Genomic DNA, 22,169 nt, shown 5'->3' with positions numbered 1-22,169 from the left:
GGAGTTACAGGCAGCCAGTGATCTAATGTCGTTAATTCCTGTAATTTCAGTAACATGGGTATATTACCGGGTGAATTAAGGCTGAATTGACCTACCATGAGTAAGAAATTCATAAAAAAAGAAGGGCTGGTATTAGTATCGATGGCGCGCTATTTAATTGGTGAGTGCTCTGGTAATCGGCTTAAAACTATTGATGAGTTATCAGAAGATTTCGGCATCTCTGTCGGTGTGGTGCAGCACGCATTAAAAGTGCTGGAAGCAGATGGCGCTATCATCGTTGAACGCCGGGGCCGCAATGGTACCTTACTTATTGACCTGAATATGCCGTTGTTACTGCAACAGGCTGATCTGGGTAATATGGTGTGCGCCATGCCACTGCCCTATACCAAGCTGTATGAAGGCCTGGCCAGTGGCTTAAGAGAACAATTTACCTTACTGCCCCTTTATTTTGCTCATATGCGAGGGGCCGAGGTGCGAATCGAGTGCCTGATAGACGGTATTTACGATATGGCCGTCGTGTCTCATTTGGCTGCAAAAAGTTATCTCGATAAAGGGGAAGTGGCGGTGGCATTAAACCTGGGAAATGGCTCTTACGTTGAGGGCCACCAGCTTATTTGCCGGCGCGGTGAGCAACACAACATTCGCCGGGTTGGGTTAGACCCGCGCTCACCCGACCAATGCCTGCTGACCGATATTAAATTCGCCGGGCAACCTATTGAGCGGGTCGAACTCCCTTATAGCGACTGTATCGCGCAGATTAACCGTGGTGATATTGATGCAGCTATCTGGAATCTGGCTGACAATATTCCTCATCAGCATTTACAGGCAATTAAGCTACAAGGCGATGAGCGTTATATTCAAGCCTCGCAGGCAGTGATCCTTATCCGGTCAGATAACCACCCGATAAAACTACTGTTAGAAAAAGGCATCAATGAAGCATTACTACTTAACCACCAACGGGCAGTACAGAATGGCGAACTAGAACCTCGCTATTAATAATCTAACTATTAATAATCTAACTATTAATAATAAAGAAAACCCGCTCGTGGCGAAACGAACGGATTGGTTGTGAGATAAGATACGGGAATTAAATCGCTTCTTCGTCCTGCTCACCGGTACGAATACGTACAACGCGGGAGACATCAAAGACAAAGATTTTACCATCGCCAATTTTGCCAGTCTGGGCAGTTTGCATAATCGTTTCGACACAGGTATCGACGATATCGTCAGCAACAACAATTTCGATTTTTACTTTTGGCAGGAAATCGACCATATACTCGGCACCACGGTACAGCTCAGTGTGCCCTTTCTGGCGGCCAAAACCTTTTACTTCCGTCACTGTCATACCAGTGATACCCACTTCAGCGAGTGCCTCACGAACATCATCCAGTTTGAATGGCTTAATAATCGCATCAATTTTTTTCATGGTGGATCCCTGTGTTACCAATTCTTGCGGCCAAAGCCTGATGTAATCGGATAGCGTCTGTCTTTACCAAAATTGCGGGCAGTGATACGTGGCCCGACAGCCGACTGACGCCGTTTGTATTCATTGATATCTACCAGGCGGATAACTTTACGCACGGTAGTCTCATCAAAACCCTCTGCGACCAAATCGGCCACTGATTTATCCTGCTCAACGTATCCTTCGAGAATAGCGTCCAAAGTAACATAAGGTGGCAGGCTATCCTCATCTTTCTGATCAGGGGCCAGCTCAGCAGAGGGTGGGCGGGTAATAACCCGCTGCGGGATCACATAGGAAACGGTATTACGATATTCTGATAATTTAAATACCAACGTCTTTGGCACATCTTTCAGTACATCAAAGCCACCGGCCATATCACCGTACAACGTGGCATAACCCACGGCCATTTCGCTTTTGTTACCGGTGGTCAATACAATACTGCGGCGTTTGTTAGACAAAGCCATCAGCACTACGCCACGGCAACGCGCCTGAAGGTTTTCTTCAGTGGTATCGCGCACGGTATCGGCAAACATCGGTGCCAGTTGGCCCATAAAGGCATCAAACATTGGCTCGATGGACAGTACATCAAATTCGATACCCAGAATTTCTGCTTCTTCTTTAGCATCAGCAATACTGATATCTGCGGTGTAACGGAACGGCATCATCAATGCCTGAACCTTGTCTTTACCCAGCGCATCAACCGCAATCGCCAGCGTCAGTGCCGAGTCAATCCCACCGGATAGGCCCAGCACCGCGCCATTAAAACCATTTTTGGTCACATAATCACGCACCGCCAACACCAGCGCTTCATAGACCTGTGCCAGTGGCGGCAGCTCAGCAACCGGTGCCGTCATTGGCACCAGATTACACTCATTGAATTGTAGCAAGGTGGTTTGTTCAGCGAATGCCGCCAGACGATGGGTCATGTTGCCCGCAGCATCAAAGGCTTTGGAGCAACCATCGAAAATCAGTTCATCCTGCCCGCCAATCTGATTAAGATAGACCAATGGCAAACCCGTACGCTGACAATGGGACGCCATCAGGGTTTTACGGATATAGGGTTTCTCACGGTTATACGGTGAGGCGTTGATCGACAGTACCACTTCTGCGCCAGCAGCTTTAACTGCATCGACCGGGCCGTCGAACCATAAGTCTTCACAAATCAGCAAACCTAGACGATAACCGTTCAGCTCCACTACACAGCTTTTATGACCCGCTGAGAAATAGCGTTTTTCGTCGAAAACACCGTAGTTAGGCAGTTGCTGCTTGAAATAGCGCCCCAGCAATTTGCCGTCAGCAAACAGTGATAACGCATTATACAGATTGCCCTGTTCACGCCATGGATGACCCACCAGCACTGCGGTGTGCTGTGTTGCGGCCTGTAAACGATCCAGTTGTGCTTCACAACGTTGATAAAAATCATCGCGGTACAGTAGGTCTTCTGGTGGATAACCAGACAAAGCCAGTTCGGAGAACATGACCAGTGAGGCACCCGCCTTCTGCTGCTCATTTAAGGTTTGCAACATACGTTCAGTGTTGCCTTCAATATCGCCAACCAACCAATTCAACTGGGCTAACGCAATGGAAAGTGATCTGCTCATTGGTATTTAAACTCTATTTCAGCTTTGTCAGGAAATAATTTTTGTCATTAATTCACAATAATTATTCTTTAAAGTCATTGGCATCCAACTCGTGGCGTGACAACAATTTGTAAAACTCGGTACGGTTACGCCCCGCCATCCGGGCCGCCTGGGTCACATTACCTTTGGTCATTTGTAGCAGCTTACGCAAATAATTCAATTCGAACTGATTGCGGGCTTCAACAAAGGTCGGTAATGCGGTGTTTTCACCTTCCAGTGCCTGTTCAACCAACGCTTCACTGATAACCGGAGCCGATGTCAGTGCCACGCATTGCTCAATCACGTTAACCAGTTGACGCACGTTACCCGGCCAACTGGCCGTCATTAACCGTTTCATGGCATCGGTTGAGAAACTGCGGACAAACGGCTTATGGCGCTTAGCCGATACACGTAACAGATGGTTCGCCAGCAGGGGGATATCTTCCGAGCGCTCATGCAGTGCCGGAATTTTCAAATTGACAACATTTAAACGGTAGTAGAGATCTTCGCGAAATTCATTTTTCGCCATGGCTTTAGGCAAATCACGGTGAGTCGCTGAAATCACCCGCACATCAATACTTAAATCACGGTTGCTGCCCAATGGGCGCACTTTGCGTTCCTGCAATACCCGCAATAATTTCACCTGTAATGACAACGGCATATCACCGATTTCATCCAGAAATAACGTACCACCCTCTGCGGCCTGAAATAGCCCTTCACGGCTGCTGACTGCGCCGGTAAACGCGCCCTTGGCATGGCCGAATAATTCGGACTCCAGCAACTGCTCGGGTAGCGCACCACAATTGATGGCAATAAAGGCTTTTTTTGCCCGTGGGCTGGCGGCATGGATAGCTTGCGCCAGCACCTCTTTACCCGTGCCGCTTTGCCCGTTAATCAGCACACTGACATCCGATTGCGCCACCATTTTGGCCTGTTCCAATAAGCGCAACATCACCGGGCTACGGGTCACTATCTCTTCACGCCAGCTATCATCACCGGCAGGCATAGAAAGCGCCAATGCCGCATCAATAGCCTTATATAAAGCATCGCGATCAACCGGTTTGGTCAGGAAGCTGAACACCCCTTGTTGCGTCGCGGAAACTGCATCAGGGATCGAGCCATGGGCGGTCAGAATAATGACGGGCATACCCGGTTGATGCTTTTGAATTTCAACGAATAGCGCCATGCCATCCATTTCATCCATCCGCAGGTCGCTGATAACCAGATCAATCTTTTCACGCATTAACAGGCGCAATGCTTCCTGGCCGCTTTCGGCGGTGGTGACATTAAATCCTTCGCTGGTTAAACGCATTCCCAATAACTTAAGTAAGCTGGGGTCGTCGTCAACCAGCAGTAGATTGGCCGGTTTGCGTGGCGTCATGAGATCCCTTATTAGTGGCAGGTGGTGCGTCAGTTGGCGGTACCACTGGCGGTGTATCAGTATCAGCCGGTTTTTCTACCGATTGCGGAGCCGGTTTAGCGTCAGGTTGAGCTGCCGTTGGCTTGGCCTCTGCGGGCTTAGCTTCTGCCGATTGAGGCGCGATAGGCTTGCTTTCAACCGGTTTGGCTTCGACGGGCTTGGTTGCAACGGGTTTGTCTTCTACAGGCTTAGTTTTGACCGGTTTGGCTGGCTCAACTTTTAGCTGAGGTTTATCCTCTGCGGGTTTTGGGATTGCTGCCTTGCTATCCGCATCGGTTTCCGGAATTTCATTTTGTAACTGCTTACGCGATGAAAGTTGCCGTTCGATATCGGTCAGGTTTTCCAGCTTACGGCTGGTATCCATTAAGTTATATTGCAGCCGGACCTGACTTTCCCGCAGGCGATCAATCTGGGCATCCGATTCGTCTTGTAAGCGCTGATAACGAATGCGCTCTTCAGCAAGAGAGATGCGTAGAACCTGCTGCTCACGCCATAGCTGGATCAGTGGACGCACAGCCCCTGGGAAGGTTTGACTATAGCTGTTCATGCGCTCAACAATCTGACGGCGTTCCGCCATTGAAGGATCAGCACTGCTGACCAATACGCCTTGCTTAAAGGCCGAAGACCATGTCTCGACCAATAATGTTTTCGCTAAGGCTCTCGCCTGAGTTGAACCCAGTCGCTCGGCACAATCCATCGCTCGTAGCCAGTAAAGAGAGTTTTCCAGGGTGTCTTTATCATCAAGACTCCACAGCACATCGCAAGGTAAAGTACGATAATCAACGATTTTCGTTTCTGGGATGACCATCTGGACTGCTTGTGAGAAACGGCTCTTGGTGGGGTTATCTGTACAGCCGGTAAGTAATAGTGGGGCCAGCAAGAAGGCTCGCCAAAAAATACCGGTGCCAGACCTACTCGCAGGCATCGCTGCCGCAGTTGATGTAGGACATGATAAAAAGGCGGTCTTTTTACTCATGCTGCTCATAGACCATTTGTACATTATTCATTCATTCTCGGCGGTTAATGGCAATTCGACACGGAAGCAGACTGCGGCGTAATCCACGGCCACCAGTTGCAAGTCACCCTGCATACGTCTGATGCAGTCCTGGGCAATACTCAACCCCAACCCGCTGCCTTTGACGGCCCCTTTTCGCTGATGGCTTCCCTGGAAAAAAGGCTCAAATATCATTGTTTCTTCGGACATCGGGATCGGTGCCCCAGTATTGGCAATATCAATTTGTACGCGGTTATTCACCCGGCGGCTACGGATCCAAATGGTACCGGATTCCTCACCATAGTGCACCGCATTGGAGTAGAGATTATCTAATACCCGCATTAATAATGTCGGGTCCGCCCAACAAATGTCTGCCTGAAGATCTATCTCAGTACGGAGAGCCTTCGCCCTTGCCGGTAAACTGTGGGCGGAGATGACATCCTCGACCATTTCTGCCAGTTCAACATTTTCAAGCTCACCGGGGCCATCGGCCAGCTTACGGTTATAATCCAGTAGTTGCTCAATCAATAATTGCAGATGGCGGCTACTGTTATCAAGGATAGCGACCACCTCTTTTTGATCTTGAGTCAATGGCCCGGCAACCTCATCAGCCAACAATTCAGTCCCCTCACGCATACTGGCCAGGGGCGTTTTCAACTCATGCGAAATATGGCGCAAAAACTCATGGCGTTGTGATTCCAGCCAGGCTAAACGTTCGCTGAGCCAGATAATGCGCTGTGCCAATGAGCGTAACTCACGTGGCCCTTTAAACAGTGCGGTATTACCCAGTGGTCGCCCTTCTCCCAGCCGATTAATCATTCGCTCGATGCCTTTAACCGGCCCGATAATCATACGCGTGAATAGCACCACTAACAGTACACTGACTAAAAACAGCAACAGGGATTGCCAGCCAAAAAATTGCCCACGTTCAGCGATATCTTTTTGCAGTTGTTGGCCACGAGAGAAAATCACATCGCGGGTGGCTTGTACCATTTCGGCGTTCGAGCGGGAAAACTGTTCCAATAATGCCGCAGCACTCTGTTCCGGGCCGCTATTTTTACATTGAATATCAGAAAGTTGCGTCAGTAATTCACGCAGGGTTTGATAATAGCGGGCATTAGGCAGGATAGAGGCGTGGGTATCAAGCATTTGGGCGTACTGTTTACGCTGATGCTGATATAGCGTTGCCAATGTTGCATCATCTAACACACAGTATTGACGATAACTACGCTCCATTTCGAGCGCTACGCTGGTCATTGCTTCGCTGCGCCGGGCATCTGCCAGCGTAGTGCGATTAATATCAGCCGCCTGAGTGCTTAAATGGTCAAGACTTTGATAAGCCTGGTATGCCAGTACCAATAAGGGCAACAGTACCAGCAGAAATGCCATGAGCACCAATTGACGTAAAGAACGGGGGAATAAACGCCATCTTTTCAACGAAATCATCTCATTACCTATCATTCTGCTGTGATGCTAACTGACTGTGTGAGGATTACAATGCCTGAGGCCCAATTACCCCGTCATATTTTAAGTGGTACCTAGAACAACCGCTCTTAATTGAGATAAAAAAAAAGCACTTGGCTTTGAGCGAAGTGCTTTTAATTAAGGCTGCTTGTCCACTATCGTCAAAATCATCATCAGACCTGCTTTTATTGTCAATCGCAGTGAAAATGGCGGGTATTACCTTATCTTTGACGAAAATAAGATGTGACAACGGGGCAATAAATGCCCCGTTGCAGAATATGTGGATGCCCTTAAACATCGTCTCCAGTTTGATGAAGCCGAGGCAATCATCGGGAGGATGAGACGAATAGCATCCAAATATGTCCAAAATTGATGAACCATTCATCACAGTAGGACATAGGCGGCACCTCACTCAACGTGTCGTCCGATGTTTGATAATGTGCATTCACACAATATCGGTTTGGTGGACGATAGGTACCAGTCTTAGGCATCATTCGATGGTTTATGAAGCGCATATTCCGCTTAACTGCGGGGCTATCATAAGGAGGTGAATGAGCAACTGATAATGATATTGCAGATTACGTGCCAAGTTTATAAAAATAAACATAACACATTGAATTTACTATTAAATAAATTTCACAATCCGATTTGAGTATGAATGACACTAATCAAAAAAGGTCAGTAATGGCTATTTTGTCGCTAATCCCCGACACCTAAGCAAGTTTAAAATAAAATACATTAAAATCAATAGATTAAATGTCTCCTTTTTGAGACAGATAACATGTTGATTGTCGCGATTTACCGACACATTTTATTAAAAACTTAATAATCAATACGTTAAGTAACTTGCCTTGGTGGTAATGCCCTTTACATCTCTTATCCATTGCAGGCTATCACCACCACTCCGCAAGCTGCTGTACAAATCACTATAGCGTTATAAATTATGAGATTTCATCACTACTGTGAATGAGTCACGCTAATGATCTGGCTCTGGTCCCTGATGAGAAGGTCGCCAAAGTGCAGAATATAAAACACCGGTAACAGCTCATGCCCATCAGGTCACTCACAGGTATTTGCCGCGGAGTTTCTCTTACCTATAGTTAGAGAGGTACTCATATGAAAATCAGCCTTATCACTTTCACCCACGCTATGTTGTTCTGTTTATCAGCAGTAACGCAGCCATTGATTGCCAGTGAATTATGGATAAAACAGATATCGTTAACCAGCAGCCTTGTTGTTTCAAATGACTTTTCAGTGCACGGGATCCAATCGAATTATTGGCTTAACGACGGCCAGGGACAAATTGAAATGACGATAACAGCCCATGAACACTTACTAATTACCAGCTATCTATATGATTTAAATGGAAATGAAAAAACACGGGCCGAAATATTAATTAATAATCGAACGAAAGATCTTTCATTACCTTTGGAGAATCTAGTGGCGGGGAATTATAAATTAGTGATTAAGGCATTGAACACTGATAATCAAAGTGCGATTAAAAAATTTAATATTGCTTTAACCCATTTTTCTGAAAATTAAAGATAAAAAAGGGGATCCATCGGATCCCCCTAATTAATAAGATTAAGTTAACCTAATTGCTGACGCGCATTACGGAACATACGCATCCACGGGCTATCCTCGCCCCACTCTTCCGGATGCCATGAATTACTGACCGTGCGGAAGACACGCTCCGGATGCGGCATCATTACCGTGGCTCGCCCGCTGACACTGGTTACCGCCGTGATCCCATGGGCAGAACCGTTCGGGTTCGCCGGATAACGCTCGGTGACTGCGCCCTGATTATCAACAAAGCGTAATGCCACCAGGTTGCTCTGCTCAAGCAGCGCCAGATGTGCCGCATCACGCACTTCAACCCGCCCTTCACCGTGTGAAACCGCAATAGGCAGGCGAGATCCGGCCATATCTTGCATAAACAGCGATGGGCTATTGGCCACTTCAACCAAGCTGAAACGCGCTTCAAAGCGATCAGACAGGTTGCGGACAAAGCGTGGCCAATGTTCAGCCCCTGGAATAAGTTCACGCAGATTAGTCATCATCTGGCAACCGTTACAGACCCCCAATGCCAGTGTTTCAGGGCGATGGAAGAAAGCCTCGAACTCATCACGAACACGGTTGTTAAACAGAATAGACTTCGCCCAGCCTTCACCGGCACCCAATACGTCACCGTAAGAGAAACCACCGCAGGCCACCAAGGTCTGGAAGGATTGCAAATCGATGCGACCCGCAAGCAGGTCACTCATATGTACGTCGATGGCATCAAAACCGGCACGGTGGAAAGCGGCTGCCATTTCAACATGGGAGTTCACACCCTGTTCACGTAGCACCGCCACTTTTGGCCGCACCTGCTTGATAATATACGGTGCCGCGATATCTTCAGCCGGATCGAAGGTCAGCTTCACATTCAGACCAGGATCGCGTTCATCCTGTTTCGCCTGATGTTCTTGATCAGCGCAATCCGGGTTATCACGCAGACGTTGCATTTGCCAGGTGGTTTCTGCCCACCACAAGCGCAGAGTGCTGCGTTTTTCGCTATATACCACGTCGCTACCACTGCGGATATCGAAGCTATCACCCTCAACGGCGCGGCCCAGATAGTGAACACAGTTTGCCAGCCCATGGTCTGCCAGCACTTTTTCCACGGCTGCGCGCTGCTCGGCACGCACCTGAATTACCGCCCCTAATTCCTCGTTAAACAAAGCGGCCAGCGCATCATTACCCAAGGAGTGAATATCAGCTTGCACCCCACAATGACCGGCAAAGGCCATTTCAGCCAATGTCACCAGCAGGCCGCCGTCAGAACGGTCGTGATACGCCAGCAATGCCTGACTGGCCACTAATTGCTGCATCGCGTTAAAGAAACCGGCCAGTTGCGGCACATCGCGCACATCAGCAGGTTTATCCCCTAGTTGACGGTAAACTTGAGTCAGGGCGGTGGCACCCAATGCATTGTGGCCTGCGCCCAAATCAATCAGTAGCAGCGCATTATCACCCATATCGGTACGTAACTGTGGCGTCACGGTATGGCGAACATCTTCGACACGGGCGAAAGCGGTAATGACCAATGACAATGGCGAGGTCATTTCGCGCTGCTCGTCACCTTCCTGCCAGCGGGTTTTCATCGACATGGAGTCTTTGCCCACCGGAATGGTAATTTCCAGCGCAGGACATAGCTCTTCACCGACGGCGCGCACAGCGTCATACAAACCCGCATCTTCACCCGGATGACCGGCGGCAGACATCCAGTTGGCAGACAGCTTGATACGTTTTAGCTCACCAATTTGAGTAGCGGCGATATTGGTCAGTGCTTCCCCCACCGCCAGACGGGCTGAGGCGGCAAAGTCCAGCAACGCCACTGGCGCACGTTCACCCAGCGACATGGCTTCACCGTAGTAACTGTCCAAACTGGCGCTGGTTACCGCACAGTCGGCTACCGGGATCTGCCACGGCCCCACCATCTGATCGCGCGTCACCATACCGGTCACGGTACGGTCGCCGATAGTAATCAGGAAGGTTTTCTCTGCGACTGCCGGTAAATGCATCACACGTTTTACCGCATCAGCGATGCTGATCTCGGCCCGTTGCAGCGCCTCACCCTGAGCCTGAAGGCGGGTCACATCACGCAGCATTTTCGGGGTTTTGCCCAACAACACATCCAACGGCATATCAATGGGTTGATTGTTGAAGTGGCGATCATTCAACGTCAGATGCATTTCTTCGGTGGCTTCACCGATAACCGCATAGGGTGCCCGCTCGCGGCGGCAAATCTCATCAAACTGTGCCATCTGCGCTGGGGCAATGGCCATGACATAACGTTCCTGAGATTCGTTACACCAGACCTCCAGCGGACTCATGCCCGGCTCGTCGTTAAGGATGTCACGCAACTCAAAACGACCACCACGGCCACCATCGCTGACCAGTTCTGGCATGGCATTGGACAAACCGCCCGCACCGACATCATGAATAAACAGAATCGGGTTGTGGTCACCTAACTGCCAGCAGCGGTCGATCACTTCCTGACAGCGGCGTTCCATTTCCGGGTTATCACGTTGTACCGAAGCAAAATCCAGATCCGCATCTGACTGGCCGGAGGCCATGGAAGAAGCGGCGCCTCCCCCCAGACCGATATTCATCGACGGGCCGCCGAGTACCACCAGCTTGGCACCGACCGTTATCTCTGCTTTTTGCACATGAGAAGCACGGATATTACCGATCCCGCCCGCCAACATGATCGGCTTATGATAGCCACGTAACTCTATACCGTTATGGCTGTTAACGCGTTCTTCGTAGGTACGGAAGTAACCCAGCAGGGCCGGACGACCGAATTCGTTGTTAAATGCCGCGCCGCCCAATGGGCCTTCGGTCATGATATCCAGTGCGGTTACGATCCGATCCGGTTTACCGAAATTCTCTTCCCATGGCTGTTCAAAGCCTGGAATACGCAGGTTAGAAACAGAGAACCCCACCAAACCCGCTTTAGGTTTAGCGCCACGCCCGGTGGCACCCTCATCACGGATTTCACCACCAGAACCGGTCGCGGCACCCGGCCACGGCGAAATTGCCGTCGGGTGGTTATGGGTTTCAACTTTCATCAGGATATGCGCTTCTTCCTGATGGTAGTCATAAACCCCGTTTTCTGGTGCGGCAAAGAAGCGCCCGACCTGAGAACCTGCCATCACAGCGGCATTATCTTTATAGGCTGACAGCACGTAATCTGGGGTGTGTTCAAAGGTATTTTTAATCATCTTGAACAGTGTCTTTGGCTGCACAACACCGTCAATGATCCAATCTGCATTAAAGATTTTATGGCGGCAATGCTCAGAGTTTGCCTGAGCAAACATATACAGCTCGATATCCGTTGGGTTGCGTCCAAGGCCAGTAAAGGCGGCCAACAGATAATCAATTTCATCCGGTGCCAGTGCCAGACCCAATTTAATATTGGCTTGCTCCAGCGCACTGCGGCCCTGTGCCAGAATATCCACCCGTTGCACTGGGGCGGGCTGGTGATGGGAAAATAACTGCTCCGCTTGCTGCAAATCGGTAAGTACCGTTTCCATCATGCGGTCATGCAGTAAGGCCGCTAATTGTTGCCATTGGCTTTCGTTTAGATTCGGGCCTTGAATCCGATTTTCGCCTTGAATCTGAATATTTTCGTTTTGAATCTGAATATAGAAGGCGAGGCCACGTTCCAGGCGCAGAACTTGTGGCAATGCGCAGTTATGTGCGATATCAGTGGCTTTGGAAGACCACGGAGAAATTGTCCCCGGCCTTGGCGTCACCAGCAGTAAACGCCCTTCTGGCGCATGTTCGGGGAGAGATGGCCCATATTGAAGCAGCCGCTGGAGTCTGGCGTGTTCGTCAGCACTCAGTGGTGCGCTGACATCGGCAAAGTGAACATATTCGGCGTAGATATCACTCACCGGCAGGTGAGCATCCTGGCAACGGGACAGCAATTTGGTAATACGAAAAGCCGACAAAGCGGGCGAACCACGCAGTATTTCCATAATCTAAGTTTCTCTCTCTTCGAAGCGACTGAAACAGCACTTCATTGGGCGCAGCGTTCATTGGCGCAAAACAGGGGAAAACGCGCGCCATTATAGTGAATCTAAGCCGCAGACGAAACCGTTTGCGTATCTATTATTTATAATTACGTCAGAAACCTCTGTTAGAGATATACGTTAAATGCCGGATAAATAAGCACGCAATAAAGTTGCACACTGACGATTTGTTGCGCAAAATGCCACTCCACTGGGGATTTAACCATGTTGATTCTAGCTTCACAACACTCAAATAAAGAGCGCTGCCGAGAGATAACTATTTGACGCGCATAAAATTAAATTACTTTGTTATCGGTGTAGTTGCCTTACTTCTGGCCCTCGCGCTGTGGCCCAATATTCCCTGGCGCAATGGGCAAGAGGGGCAACTGGACCGTATAAAAGCCCGTGGAGAGCTACGCGTTAGCATGATTAGCTCTCCACTGATCTACTCTACCGGAAAGGATGGCCCTTCCGGGCTTGACTATGAGCTGGCAAAACGTTTTGCGGACTATCTGGGGGTCAAACTGGTTGTTACCCCTCGTCATAACATTGACGATCTGTTTGATGCTTTAAATAGTGATGATGCAGACATGCTAGCTGCCGGGCTGATTTTTAATCGTGAACGCCTTAACCGGGCGCGTACTGGCCCTGCCTATTATTCGGTCTCGCAACAGTTAGTCTATCGGCTTGGTAAACCGCGACCAAAATCATTCAGTGACCTGAAAGGTCAGTTGATTGTTGCCTCTGGTTCGGCCCATATGACCACCCTAAAACAACTTAAGCAGAGCAAATATCCGAACCTTAACTGGGGGTCGTCTATTGACCGTTCAGGCAAGGAACTACTGGAACAGGTGGCTGACGGCAAACTCGACTATACCCTTGGCGATTCCGTCACTATTGCTCTGCTGCAACGCATTCACCCGCAATTGGCGGTTGCCTTTGATGTCACCGATGAAGAACCCGTGACCTGGTATTTTCAGAAGAACAATGATGACAGCGTATATGCGGCAATGCTCGATTTCTACAGTCAGATGGTAGAAGACGGTAGCCTGGCCCGACTGGAGGAAAAATATCTCGGCCATGTCGGTAGCTTTGATTATGTCGACACCAAAACCTTCCTGTCAGCCATCGACAGCGTGTTGCCGGTTTTCCAGCCCTTGTTTGAAAAACATGCGGGGGAAATCGACTGGAAATTGCTGGCAGCGATTGCTTATCAGGAATCCCATTGGAACCCGCAGGCCACCTCACCGACCGGCGTGCGTGGGCTGATGATGTTAACGCGTGCCACGGCAAATGGCTTAGGGGTCAAAGACCGGATTGATCCTGAAGAGAGCATTAAAGGCGGCTCCGTTTACTTGCAGCGGCTAATGCAAAAAGTACCGGACACCGTTCCGGAAGATGAACGGATCTGGTTCGCACTGGCGGCATACAACCTGGGTTATGGTCATATGCTGGATGCCCGTCGTCTGACTAAAAATCAGAATGGTAATCCAGATAGCTGGGTTGATGTAAAAATGCGGTTACCGATGTTGAGCCAAAAGCGCTATTACCCAAGCACCACTTATGGTTATGCCCGTGGTCATGAAGCCTATAGCTATGTCGAAAACATCCGCCGTTATCAGGTCAGTCTGGTGGGATATTTGCAGGAAAAAGAGAAAAAGGCCGCCCAACATGCCGCTATCGAAGCCGAACTTGGCAAGGCGTATCCGGTAGTCGGCCCCGGCTGGTCAATCAATAATTAGCACTTCGTTCAGATTACCGACAAAGTCAAATGAAGGGGAAGCGTGCCGTTGAGGTCGTAGCGACGCCGTCGCCGGAGCGCCCCGAGGTGCGGTCACCCCTTCACTTGCTAAATTATAAATTGCTTTATCATTAATATTGCTTATTTTTACTTACATCTCGCGCGGTTCAGAGTTTCCCCGCTGCGCGAGCTTCAGTGCCCTTTGCTGCTCACGCCGCAGACGAAAAAATTCACTCAACTGCCGGGAGCACTCATCCGCCAGTACACCGGCGCTTATCTCTATCTGATGGTTCATTCCCGGATGACGCAAAATATCCACCAGCGATCCGGCAGCCCCAGTTTTCAGATCATTAGCACCATAGACCAATCGGCGAATGCGGCTGTGTACCATGGCGCCGGCACACATCACGCACGGCTCCAACGTCACGTATAAAGTGGCATCTAGCAGGCGATAATTCTGCACCACTTGCCCGCCCTGGCGCAGCGCCATAATTTCTGCATGCGCGGTTGGATCGTTATCACAAATAGACCGATTCCAGCCTTCACCAATCACTTTATTATCAAGTACTAATACCGCGCCCACCGGGACTTCACCTTCTTCCTGCGCTCGCAGGGCTAGCGTCAATGCCCGCTGCATCCAGTACTCATCACTGTATTCAGCAGGCAAATCACATTGGGAAGACAAATTATTATCAGCGGACACATTAACCTCTCAGGTGCTTTTGCGGCATGCATTATACACAGGGAGCGGTAAGCGCTATACCACTACTCCTAATATAAAGTAGCTCGGTAGATAATGATTGGTTAATGTTCCGGCAAGATATAAATCATTCCGTATATAAATGATATATGCCTACTATGGTTAGAGTTAAAACAGGATAAGGCGATGGTAGGTGGCAAATGACGCCAATGATTGTTTATTCTAATTGCTGTAATTCGCCGGTTTTACTGACTCGCCACCGATGTTCGCAAAAATATAACAGTGGGTTATCCTGCTTACTGTCACTGTATCCGCTGTAAAGTTTCAGCGGCGACCCCAAGCGCTGTTCCAATTGCACCACTTTTTCTGGCCCCAAGCAGCGCAAAGGTAGCACCCAGCCGCCATGACGCCGTGCCATGCGGCTGCCCACCAGCCGTAAACGGTGAATAAATGCGGAGTCATGATACACCTGTTCCACCAGCCGCTGCGGTGAGCCGGTAATCAACCATACCTGAGTGTCCGAGCTGTCCAGATATTGACGTAAACGCATAACGACCACCGGAAACTCCGTCACTTTCTGACGAAAATAATTCACGAAATGTAACTCTAAATCTTTCAGGTGCTCTTCAGATCGCCCGAAGGTAATCGCCCACAGCAACAAACTCACCGGCCAACGGGCACAACGCCCTCCAACCAGCAACCCGAATCCAATAATCGGCAGCAAGGGGACCACCAGTAATAGATTCAGCGGCAAATGGCGCAACAGAAAACGCAAAAAACAGCCAAACATATCCTGCTGATGCAAGGTGCCATCCAGGTCAAAGAAGACAATACGTTTGGCACTTTCTGATTGTGGCTCCACCGCCTCATGATTAATGTCAGCTTGCTCAAAGGTCGATGTGGCCGGCTCTGCGCTCAAAGGTTACTCCTCAGGGTCATTGAATCCCATAAACCAGGTAAAAAGGTTACTCCTCAGGGTCATTGAATCCCATAAACCAGGTAAATAGAAAACCTGTCAGTATGGTGACAACCATCGCGGCTAAATACAACATCACTTTGCCGAGTCGCTGAGAATGAGTCCTACAATGCTGCGCGCAAATAACCATGATGTTGCTGTAAGCTTTGGCGGGCCTGCTCGGCACTAATGCCTTTCAAAATCATCAAAATAGCGGGTTTTACTTCAAATTCAGTTTGCGATAGAGCATCTTCAGCCTCCGCACGGCTGGCACCAGTGGCTTCAACAACAATACGGTAGGCGCGATCGACTAACTTTATATTGGTCGCTTTCACATCCACCATCAGATTTTGGTAGACCTTGCCCAGCCTAATCATCGCCCCGGTAGATAACATATTCAGCACCAGTTTCTGTGCGGTACCTGACTTCATACGTGTGGAACCGGTAAGCGCCTCCGGCCCCACCACCGGCGAAATAGCAACCAGAGCTTCCTGCGCAATAGGGGAATCCGGGTTACAAGAAATGGCGGCAGTCGGGCACCCAAGCTGATGGGCATAGCGCAGAGCACCAATGACATAAGGCGTTCGACCCGAAGCTGCCAGCCCGACCACCATATCAGTTACGGTCAGTTTTAAATCTTGCAGATCCCTTATACCAAGTGCCATATCATCTTCAGCACCTTCCACCGCTTTCAGTAACGCACCTGGGCCACCCGCAATTAAGCCAATCACCATGCCATGGGGTACGCCGAAGGTTGGCGGGCATTCAGACGCATCCAAAACCCCGAGCCGCCCACTGGTACCTGCTCCCATATAAATCAGACGCCCTCCTTGTTTTAAGGCCTCAGCGGCCAAATCAACCGCCTGAGCAATAGCCGGTAATACCAAACGAATGGCCTCCGGCACTTTGCGATCCTCATCATTAATACAGGTCAACATCGCCAGCGTTGAAAGCGTATCCAGCTCCATAGTTGCCGGGTTACGGCTTTCTGAAATCAAAGCGCCCAGGTTCATGGTTGTTCCTCATTGAATTTTTAATTCATAACTATTTATTTATAATTGAATATAATATTCATTAAAGCGACTGTTTTCTTACCGCTTTCATCGGACTATCACAAAAAAAGGATGTTATGCTCCATCATTGGCCCTTAACATTCAGTATTTGTGGGTATTGTTAACCATAACGTCCCGCATTCAGGAACTGATTTATGAGCAGTCTTCTTCGCATCCGTCAGCTCTATCCAACGCTGGCACAAAATGATCGTAAATTGGCCGATTTCCTACTGACCAATCCCGAGCAAGCACGTCACCTCAGCTCACAAAAATTGGCCCAACAGACCGGTGTCAGCCAATCTGCGGTGGTAAAATTCGCCCAGAAATTAGGCTATAAAGGCTTCCCGGCACTAAAATTAGCACTGAGTGAAATTGTCGCTCCCACCACGCAAGCCGTCACCCTACACAACCAGATCCTCAATACCGATAATTTAAAAACGGTCGGCGAAAAGTTATTGAGCGAAAAAACAGCTGCACTACGGGCCACTCTGGATATCAACAGTGAACAGTGCCTGACACAAGCATTAGAGATGCTGAGGTCGGCTCGAAGGATTATTCTGTCAGGTATGGGAGCCTCCGGATTGGTAGCAAAAGACCTGGCTTATAAGCTGTTGAAAATTGGTGTTATGGCCGTGTCAGAAACCGATATGCACGCACAACTGGCCGCCGTACAGGCATTGGATTCACGGGATTTACTGTTAGCTATTTCTTTTAGTGGTGAACGCCGTGAGATCAATTTGGCCGCAGAAGAAGCACAACGATGTGGTGCAAAAGTACTGGCTCTTACCCGTTTTTCCCCCAACAGCTTGCAACAACGTGCGGATCATTGTTTGTATACCATATCGGAAGAGCCGGTTATTCGCAGTGCCGCAATCTCCTCCAGTACCGCACAATATGCTCTCACTGATCTGTTATTTATGGCGATGATCCAGCAAGACCCCGAAAACGCGCAGGCGAGTATTAAGCACAGTGCTGCACTGGTGAAAAAACTGGTCTAGGGATCTCAGAGGGGTATAATCCACCGCGGTTAAAAATACCCGACCTAAGGTAAGAGGGATCATGGCTTTATTGATTACTAAACGCTGCATTAATTGCGACATGTGCGAGCCGGAATGCCCTAACGAGGCAATTTCCATGGGTGCAGAAATTTATGAGATTGACCCAATGCGTTGCACGGAATGTGTCGGTCATTACGAGACCCCAACCTGCCAGTTGGTCTGCCCTATTGATAATACTATTTCTACCGATCCAGCCAGGATTGAAACGAATGAACAGCTGTGGGATAAGTTTGTACAACTGCATCACGCCGATCGTTTGTAGTTAGGTGATTTTCCCTATGAAGTTGATTATCAGTGCCACTACTGAAGCACTGATAATAGAATCATCAAAATAATAAATCTATCGCTAAACAGGTTTGTCGCTAAACCCTACAGCCGCTAAATAAACATGCTGATCAACAGCACCATAGCCAGCCCCACTACCGAGTTGGTAAGTTCAAGCAGGCCCCAGGTTTTCAGCGTATCTTTAATCGACAATTCAAAATAACCTTTAAACAGCCAAAATGAAGCATCGTTGATATGGGTAAAGGTATTTGAACCTGCTGCCGTCGCCAGTACCAACAGCGCCGGATCGACCGACGTAATGGTGCCGGTGACGGGATCCATCACCGCAGCACCAATAATCCCCGCCGCCGTCATTGCCGAAACCACTCCCTGACCTGTTGATAGGCGAATAAGCACCGTAATTAGCCAGGCCATGATATAAGGTGAAACACCCCCCGCAGACATCAGCATTCCAATGGTATCGCCAATCCCGGTATCAATAATAACCTGCTTCAGCGCCCCACCCGCACCGATAATCAGGATGACCATGGCTATCCCTTTTACCGCCCCTTCAAACGAGTGCATGACCCATTCCATTTTATGGCCACGCCCGGTACCGAAAAGGACAAAGGCAACCAGCATGGCGATAAACATGGCAATAGGTGACGAACCCAGGAAATTGAGGATGGTGTATGATGCCGTCCCTTTTACCAGCCAGACGTTGGCAATGGTGGTAAAAATCATAATAAATGCGGGGATTAACGGCACCAGAATCGAAGTACTGAACGACGGCAGATTATTTTCATCCAGCGGATTTTCCGCCTTCAGGAAGGTTGGGACCGGGCGTTCCAGGTTGCCCAGGAATTTCGGCAAAATCAACCCGGCACAAATAACCGAAGGGATCGCCACCAAAACCCCGTAGATATAGACCATACCCATATCTGCGCCGTAAGCGCTGACCAGTGCAACCGGCCCCGGCTGCGGTGGGAACAGGGAATGAGCGGTAGTCGCAGCAGCAACTGCCGGGATCGCCAGTTTGAGGAAAGGGATCTTCGCTTCGACAGCGATAGCAATGATCAGGGGTGCCAGAATAATAAAGGCAACCTCATAGAACATGGCCAAACCGAAGATCAAACCGATAATTATTACCGCGAATTCGACATATTTAATCCCGAAGCGACGCAGTAGTGTCTGAGCTATCTGATGAGCAGCGCCAGAGTCCACCATCAGCTTGCCGATCACCGCACCAAACACCACGATTATCGCCAGTTCACCCAGTGTGCCACCAAACCCCGCTTTAATCGTGTGCAGAAGTTTGAGCAGATCCATGCCAGCGAGGGTCCCCACCAGCAGAGCTGCCAGCAGCAACGCAATCATTGAGTTAATCTGATAGCGGATATTGAGCACCAGCATTAAGCCTATGCCCAGCACTACCCATAGGATATTAATCCATTCCATCTTTTATTTTCCCCAGTAGTTAGATATCAATATGTTGTCTGGTAACACTATTTTTATATTGGTCAGGCCACATCTGACTTTTTTGTGTATTTACATCATCTTCATACGGCAACTTTGTTTATATGACTGAGTTTCAACGCTGAATTGTCGATGATGGCTGACAATTTGGTATTACAAGTACCATCAATTGGGCAACCAAATGAAGTTTTGGTTAACCAAGTTGTCGGACAGATCGCAAAATTAAGATTTATTCCTTACCAATGGTTGTAGGTAGACAGAATGGAGGCATAAAGGTCGATATCGGGAGTCAATAGCGGGGGTGTTTCTGGGAAGGGATGTTCAGATTAAGATAAAAAAAGGGCGGCATTTTCATGCGCGCCCTCAAACTCCTTCACCACCGAGGGGGAAAGATTGATTTAGCTTTCAATAATTACGGTTGCACAAGCATAACGACGTTCATCAGCCAAGGTTACATGCAAGGATTTAACCCCTAATTCTGCGGCCAACTCTGCCGCTCGATGATGTAAACGCAACGTCGGTTTACCCAATGCATCGTTAACCACTTCGAACTGATTAAACGCCAGGCCATTACGGATCCCGGTGCCAAATGCTTTAGCGGCAGCTTCTTTAACCGCAAAACGTTTTGCCAGAAAACGGATGGGTTGTTGGTGCTGCTGATAATGTTGCCACTCGGATGGGCTGAGGATGCGCCGCGCCAGTTTCTCTCCACTGCGTTCTACCACGGCCTCAATCCTTGAAATTTCAACAATATCAGTGCCTAACCCAAGGATCGCCATTAGCGACGCGCTTCCCGCAGCAATACTTTCATCTCTGTAACCGCAGCAGCAAGGCCGGTCATTACGGCCTGACCAATAATTGCATGGCCGATATTCAGTTCATGTATCTCTGGTAACGCGGCAATAGGTTGCACATTGTGGTAGGTCAGGCCATGGCCTGCATTAACCTTCAACCCTTTGCCCGCAGCATAGGTTGCGGCTTTGGCGATACGGACTAATTCAACCTGACGCGCCAAATCGGTTTTAGCATCAGCATACGCGCCAGTGTGGATTTCAATATAAGGTGCACCGACGGTAACTGCCGCGTCAATTTGGCGTATATCGGCGTCGATAAACAGTGAAACCAGAATGCCGGCTTCAGATAATCGGCTGACTGCCACAGTCATTTTATCGATTTGCCCGGCGACATCCAACCCGCCTTCAGTAGTGACTTCCTGGCGTTTTTCTGGCACCAGACAGCAAAAATGCGGTTGTACTTCACAAGCGATACCCACCATTTCATCGGTGGCAGCCATCTCCAGATTCATACGGGTTTGGAGGGTCTGTCGCAAGATCCGCACATCCCGATCAGTAATATGACGGCGATCTTCGCGCAAATGTACGGTAATACCGTCGGCACCAGCTTGCTCAGCGATAAACGCTGCCTGGACAGGATCGGGGTAAATAGTCCCACGTGCATTTCGTAATGTCGCAATGTGATCAATATTAACGCCCAGCAACAAATCAGCCATGACAGCCCTCCGGATATGGATGCATCTTTAATAGATTAATAAGCATGTAAATATACATACCAACAAATGCGTCAGTGTTTCGCAGTTTACACCGAGTGGACGGGTAGCGGATAGGTTACAGTGCGGGAAAGTTGATCATGGGCGGTCTAAAAAAATAAAAGAATTATTGCGAGGGCAATGGATCAGTTGGCGGTTTAATCACAAACTGACGAAATAGTTCGCGGCTTTTTAGCGGTTTACCGCCCAAATAGGGTTTAAGTGCAATACGGGTGAATCGCTTCGCTGCGCGTAAAGTCTCGGCATCAGGAAACTCACGATTAGCCAACGCCAATAATTGGCGGCCAGTAAAGCTGTAGTGATCAATAATCAGACTGGCAATGAATCCTTTTTCTTCTCGATAACGGTAGGTCATAGTATCCGATACCGGCTGGCCGCTACCGGCACAATGGAGAAAATCCACGCCATAACCAAGGTGGGCCAGTATCGCCAATTCAAACTGGCGCAAAGCATATTCAGGCGACCCGTCGCTACCTGCCAAGGATTGTAAGCAATGCAGATAGTCGAAGAATAGAGCGGAGTAATTGGTTTGGTGTTCCAACACGCGGGAGAGCAGCTCATTGACATATAAGCCGCTATACAAGATAGAGCCACTCAATGGGAGAGCCATTGACACCGGCTCAGCGCTACGTAATGTTTTGACTTCGCCACGCCCAGCCCAACGAACCAGTAATGGCGTAAAAGGCTGCAAGCAGCCTTTTAGATTGGAGCGCCGGCCTCGTGCACCTTTTGCCAATACCCGAATGCGGCCCTCCCCTTCAGTGAATAAATCCAGCATCAAACTGGTTTCACTGTAAGGTCGCCCATGCAGGACAAATGCGCGTTGCCAACCTTCCATT

Annotated in this window: 18 protein-coding genes and 1 pseudogene; 5 read left to right on the top strand and 14 right to left on the bottom strand. The window is 49.1% G+C overall.

The window, feature by feature from the left end; translation table 11 throughout:
- Positions 1–96 precede the first annotated feature (96 nt).
- Complete coding sequence (yhfZ, locus tag AEP37_RS00220; RefSeq protein ID WP_049608073.1) at positions 97–996, top strand: GntR family transcriptional regulator YhfZ; 900 nt, start codon at positions 97–99, stop codon at positions 994–996.
- A 91-nt stretch (positions 997–1,087) separates the two neighbouring features.
- On the opposite strand, the gene glnB is transcribed toward yhfZ, so the two are convergent.
- From glnB to AEP37_RS00195, 5 genes are all read right to left on the bottom strand, one after another.
- Complete coding sequence (gene glnB / locus AEP37_RS00215; RefSeq protein WP_004704019.1) at positions 1,088–1,426, bottom strand: nitrogen regulatory protein P-II; 339 nt, start codon at positions 1,424–1,426, stop codon at positions 1,088–1,090.
- A 14-nt stretch (positions 1,427–1,440) separates the two neighbouring features.
- Positions 1,441–3,063: an NAD+ synthase gene (locus tag AEP37_RS00210; protein WP_049608068.1), complete on the bottom strand. Its 1,623-nt coding sequence runs from the start codon at positions 3,061–3,063 to the stop codon at positions 1,441–1,443.
- Positions 3,064–3,124: 61 nt separating this feature from the next.
- Positions 3,125–4,462: a two-component system response regulator GlrR gene (glrR, locus tag AEP37_RS00205; protein ID WP_049608066.1), complete on the bottom strand. Its 1,338-nt coding sequence runs from the start codon at positions 4,460–4,462 to the stop codon at positions 3,125–3,127.
- Positions 4,425–5,426 (bottom strand): two-component system QseEF-associated lipoprotein QseG, encoded by a 1,002-nt coding sequence (gene qseG / locus AEP37_RS00200; protein WP_156168488.1) that lies wholly within the window; start codon positions 5,424–5,426, stop codon positions 4,425–4,427. The genes glrR and qseG overlap by 38 nt, the downstream gene beginning before the upstream one ends.
- A 78-nt stretch (positions 5,427–5,504) precedes the next feature.
- Complete coding sequence (locus AEP37_RS00195) at positions 5,505–6,941, bottom strand: sensor histidine kinase (protein ID WP_049608060.1); 1,437 nt, start codon at positions 6,939–6,941, stop codon at positions 5,505–5,507.
- Between the two features lie 1,134 nt (positions 6,942–8,075).
- Here AEP37_RS00195 and AEP37_RS00185 point away from each other — a divergent pair.
- Positions 8,076–8,501, top strand: a complete 426-nt coding sequence (locus AEP37_RS00185; RefSeq protein WP_049608055.1) for a hypothetical protein — start codon at positions 8,076–8,078, stop codon at positions 8,499–8,501.
- 47 nt (positions 8,502–8,548) lie between these two features.
- On the opposite strand, the gene purL is transcribed toward AEP37_RS00185, so the two are convergent.
- Positions 8,549–12,484 (bottom strand): phosphoribosylformylglycinamidine synthase, encoded by a 3,936-nt coding sequence (purL, locus tag AEP37_RS00180; RefSeq protein ID WP_049608052.1) that lies wholly within the window; start codon positions 12,482–12,484, stop codon positions 8,549–8,551.
- Between the two features lie 314 nt (positions 12,485–12,798).
- On the opposite strand from purL, the gene mltF reads away from it, so the two are divergent.
- Positions 12,799–14,259: a membrane-bound lytic murein transglycosylase MltF gene (mltF, locus tag AEP37_RS00175; protein WP_049608048.1), complete on the top strand. Its 1,461-nt coding sequence runs from the start codon at positions 12,799–12,801 to the stop codon at positions 14,257–14,259.
- 150 nt (positions 14,260–14,409) lie between these two features.
- Here mltF and tadA read toward each other — a convergent pair whose 3' ends face one another.
- The 4 genes and pseudogenes from tadA to murQ form a co-directional block, all read right to left on the bottom strand.
- A complete protein-coding gene (gene tadA, locus AEP37_RS00170; protein ID WP_049608045.1) occupies positions 14,410–14,961 on the bottom strand; it encodes a tRNA adenosine(34) deaminase TadA in 552 nt (183 codons plus the stop codon).
- Positions 14,962–15,175: 214 nt separating this feature from the next.
- Positions 15,176–15,877, bottom strand: coding sequence for a phosphatidylglycerophosphatase C (gene yfhb / locus AEP37_RS00165; RefSeq protein WP_049608041.1), 702 nt, complete (start codon positions 15,875–15,877; stop codon positions 15,176–15,178).
- 46 nt (positions 15,878–15,923) lie between these two features.
- Positions 15,924–16,019 (bottom strand): annotated as a pseudogene (locus AEP37_RS25920) (PTS transporter subunit EIIC); the annotation flags it as partial.
- Positions 16,020–16,038: 19 nt separating this feature from the next.
- A complete protein-coding gene (murQ, locus tag AEP37_RS00160; RefSeq protein ID WP_049608038.1) occupies positions 16,039–16,926 on the bottom strand; it encodes an N-acetylmuramic acid 6-phosphate etherase in 888 nt (295 codons plus the stop codon).
- A gap of 194 nt (positions 16,927–17,120) precedes the next feature.
- On the opposite strand from murQ, the gene AEP37_RS00155 reads away from it, so the two are divergent.
- Both AEP37_RS00155 and AEP37_RS00150 read left to right on the top strand, forming a co-directional pair.
- Entirely contained in the window at positions 17,121–17,963 is an 843-nt protein-coding gene (locus AEP37_RS00155) for a MurR/RpiR family transcriptional regulator (protein ID WP_049608036.1), read from the top strand.
- 61 nt (positions 17,964–18,024) lie between these two features.
- Positions 18,025–18,285 carry a YfhL family 4Fe-4S dicluster ferredoxin gene (locus AEP37_RS00150; protein ID WP_049608033.1) on the top strand — a complete coding sequence of 87 codons (261 nt, stop codon included), beginning with the start codon at positions 18,025–18,027 and terminating at the stop codon, positions 18,283–18,285.
- A gap of 116 nt (positions 18,286–18,401) precedes the next feature.
- Here AEP37_RS00150 and gntP read toward each other — a convergent pair whose 3' ends face one another.
- The 4 genes from gntP to recO all read right to left on the bottom strand — a co-directional run bounded on the left by gntP (position 18,402) and on the right by recO (position 22,168).
- Positions 18,402–19,745, bottom strand: coding sequence for a gluconate permease GntP (gene gntP / locus AEP37_RS00145; protein WP_049608031.1), 1,344 nt, complete (start codon positions 19,743–19,745; stop codon positions 18,402–18,404).
- A gap of 416 nt (positions 19,746–20,161) precedes the next feature.
- On the bottom strand, positions 20,162–20,542 hold the full coding sequence (gene acpS, locus AEP37_RS00140) for a holo-ACP synthase (RefSeq protein WP_049608029.1): 381 nt from the start codon (positions 20,540–20,542) through the stop codon (positions 20,162–20,164).
- On the bottom strand, positions 20,542–21,273 hold the full coding sequence (gene pdxJ, locus AEP37_RS00135; protein WP_049608028.1) for a pyridoxine 5'-phosphate synthase: 732 nt from the start codon (positions 21,271–21,273) through the stop codon (positions 20,542–20,544). Before pdxJ ends, acpS begins: the two co-directional genes overlap by 1 nt.
- 163 nt (positions 21,274–21,436) lie before the next feature.
- Positions 21,437–22,168 (bottom strand): DNA repair protein RecO, encoded by a 732-nt coding sequence (gene recO / locus AEP37_RS00130; protein ID WP_049608026.1) that lies wholly within the window; start codon positions 22,166–22,168, stop codon positions 21,437–21,439.
- Position 22,169: the final 1 nt, after the last annotated feature.

Source organism: Yersinia pekkanenii, assembly GCF_001152565.1.
GTDB lineage: Bacteria > Pseudomonadota > Gammaproteobacteria > Enterobacterales > Enterobacteriaceae > Yersinia > Yersinia pekkanenii.
Note: the sequence above shows the minus strand (reverse complement) of the source record. Positions and strands in the feature narration are given on the sequence as shown.